This is a genomic window from Kitasatospora sp. NPDC054768, from assembly GCF_053612025.1.
Window position 1 is genome coordinate 1 of the sequence record NZ_JBSHBN010000319.1, and the last position, 3,096, is coordinate 3,096.

Consider the following 3,096-nt stretch of genomic DNA (forward strand, 5'->3'; position numbering starts at 1 on the left):
AGTTGACGCAGGCCGACGTGCTGTTGGCGGTGTTGTCGAATCCGGTGCCCGATACCCGGGTTTCGGTGCAGGTGCAGGTCGGTACCGCGCCGTCGGCTGTGACGAACTCATCGAGTTGGGCGTGGGAGGCGTGGGCGGGCACTCGGTGGGTGGTGTGCGGTGTGGTGGAGGACACGACCGGCGGCTTCCAGCAGAGTGGGTATGTCACGCTGCAGGTCCCGTCGGCGCATTCGCCGACGGCCGTGGAGTTGAACCTGGGCACCGATGAGGCGCCGCAGGTGTGGCGTGCCGAGGATGTCGGCTTGCTGCGCTGCACCTACACCGGCGACCAGTACTTCACGATGGTGCTGACCGCGTTGACGCTGGAAGGCCAGATGTCGGTCCTGGTCCCGGTAGTGCAGGCCGAGGTGGTGGATGAGGCGTTGGTGGGGGTGTCCACCGGACTGGCGAACCAGCGGTTCGCCCTGCCGTCGGTGCCGTTGCTGACCGAGGGACGGATCACCGCCGAGACGACCGTGGCCGGCCAGGTGGTTCAGGAGTGGCAGTACGTGCGCACTCTGTCCTCCTCGGGGCCTGATGATCAGAACTTTTGGATCGATCCGACGACCGGTGAGGCGGTGTTCGGTATCGAGGCCAAGGAGGTGGACGGGCCTCGTCGCCACGGTGCGATCCCCCCGAAGGGAGCGGAGATCCGTATCACCCGGTTCCTCACCGGTGGTGGTTCCGTCGGTAATGTGCCCGCGCGCTCCATCACCGCGCTGCGTAATCCCCTGCCGCCGATCTCCGCGGTGTCCAATCCATCGGCGGCCGTCGGCGGTACCGACGCGGAGAGCGTGGAGCAGTGCGCACACCGGCTCCCACTGGGCCCCCTGGGCCCGCAGCGGGCCGTGACCGCAGCAGACATCGAGCGGCTGGTCCTCGCTTCCCCCACGGGGGTGCTGCGTGCCAAGCACGTGGGGGCGGGGACAGGCGAGCTCCTCACACCCTTCACGGAGACCGCGTCGTGGACACCGGCGACCGCCGTTGTCACTATCAGCAACAACACGGGCGGTGAAGTCTCGGTGCCGGCGGGCACCGTGGTCGGGACGGTACCCGCCGTTGCCAAGCTTGATGACGGGACGGAGCGGCCCCGGGCCACGACCGACCCTGCCGTGAAGTTCACCACGATCGCGCCGGCCACGATCCCGCCCTCCGCAGCCACGGGTGACTGGACCAAGGCGGGCAAGGCACGGGTGAACGTGATCCAGGAGATCACGCTTTCCGCCGGCACAGCGATCGACGGTCAGTCAACCGGCACATCGGGCATGGAATTCTACCTCCCCGAGAAAGCCGTCTTCGGCCAGAAACCCGCGATCACAGTGACCAGTGCGGGTGAAGAGCAACTGTGGACCGTCGTCGACACGTTCACCTCTTCCGGACCCGCCGACCAGCACGTCATGATCAACGCCTCCGACGGGGCGATTATCTTCGGGTTCGGTGGATACGGCGCCATCCCGCTGGCCGGATCCACCTTCACACTCGGGGAGAGCTACCAGGCCACCCTCGGCTCACAGGGGAACGTCACGGTCGGTCAGATCTGCGCGTTCTACCCGCCCAGGCCGGAGGGAACCGATCTGATGGTGACCAATGAACTCCCCGCCACCGGCGGCGCCGACGGGACCACCGTCCCGACCCAACCCACCGGCCCCTACGGACTGATGGTGATCCCCGCCTTGGCCGCTGGAAGCCGCATCAACTACACCGACCTACTCCCCTCCACCCAGCTGAAAGGCGCGGTCACACGCGCCCTGTGCCCGGTGATGCCTCCCGGCGTCACCGTGGCCGTGCAGGCCGCCGGGTACCAAGGCATCGAGGTCGTAGCCGTCCTGGCACCGGAGGAATCCCTACTGCCTTCAGAGCTCGCCACTCTGGGCCACTCGGCGGAAGAGGCGCTGTACGCCTACTTCAACCCCCTCACCGGCGGCCCCGACGGAACCGGCTGGCCTTTCGGCCGCCCCGTCCACGTCGGAGACGCCTACGTGGTGCTGGCCCGGCTTCCCGAAGTAGCAGAGGTGAAGGACATCCAGTTGTACCCGGCCAACCCGATCACCGGCGAACGAGGAGCGCAGACCGACCGGGTCGAGGTGACGGACCTGTCCACCGTGTTCTCCGTCAACCACACGGTGACCGTGGAAGAGCCCACCGCTATGGCCCGATAAACCCTACCCGGACGACGTCAACCACCATAGCGAGACGGAGGACAGGCAGTGATCACTGAAGTAGACAACGAACTCAAGAAACTCATCTCCCAGGCCATGGGTGGCTCTCCGCCGCAGGGTCCGGAGATTTCCTTCGATGCACCCACCAGGGACTGGTCAACCGGTGTCAGCGGCAGGCAAGTCATTAACGTATTCCTCTACGATCTCCGCGAAGATACGGACCTCCGCTCCGTCGGCGATGTCGAACTGACCATCAGTGGCACTGGTCAACCTCCACCGACGCAGCCTACCCACACCATCCCGCCGCCGCGCTCATACAAACTGTCATACATGCTCACAGCCTGGTACGCCACTCCGGCAGACATGCATCAAGCAATGGACACGATCATGATCGAGCTGTCTGCATACTCGGTTCTTGACATCACCTTCAGTGACGTCCTGCAACAACTCGAGCCGACTGCATATATGGAAGTCGGAACCCCTCCTGACAACCGCACCGTCAGCGAACTGTGGGACGCACTGGGAAACTCACCACTGCCGTGTGTCAACGTCGTCGTCACCCTGCCCATCGACCGCTACAAGACCACCAGCCCCACACCCATCAGCGGCCCGCCCGTCCAGGACGTGCTGGTGAACTCCGACGTCAAGTGATGTGGGTTCGCGAGAGAAGATCCGTTGTCTGTCCTTGCTATCGATGATGGCGGCGTCAACGGTGCCGGTAAGGCAGTGAATTGGCGCTGCCGTCCTGCCGACACCCTTTCCTTTGCGACTCCCCGGGGAGTGTGCTTCCGGTTCTCTTTTTGGGTGGTATCGGTATCTTGCGGATTCTGACCGGATTGCCTTTCGATACGGGCACCGCGACCGTTAACAGGGCTTCAGTTCCCTTCTCAACGACCAG

The 3,096-nt window shown here is 64.8% G+C and carries 2 protein-coding genes; both read left to right on the forward strand.

The genetic code is table 11. The annotated features are described in order from the left end of the window. Window positions 1-2,198, forward strand: a 2,198-nt coding sequence (locus ACWGKU_RS40785) for a baseplate J/gp47 family protein (protein ID WP_401055196.1), incomplete at its 5' end; no start/stop codon positions are given. 48 nt (window positions 2,199-2,246) lie between these two features. Beyond that, complete coding sequence (locus ACWGKU_RS40790; protein WP_331768678.1) at window positions 2,247-2,849, forward strand: DUF4255 domain-containing protein; 603 nt, start codon at window positions 2,247-2,249, stop codon at window positions 2,847-2,849. Window positions 2,850-3,096 lie beyond the last annotated feature (247 nt).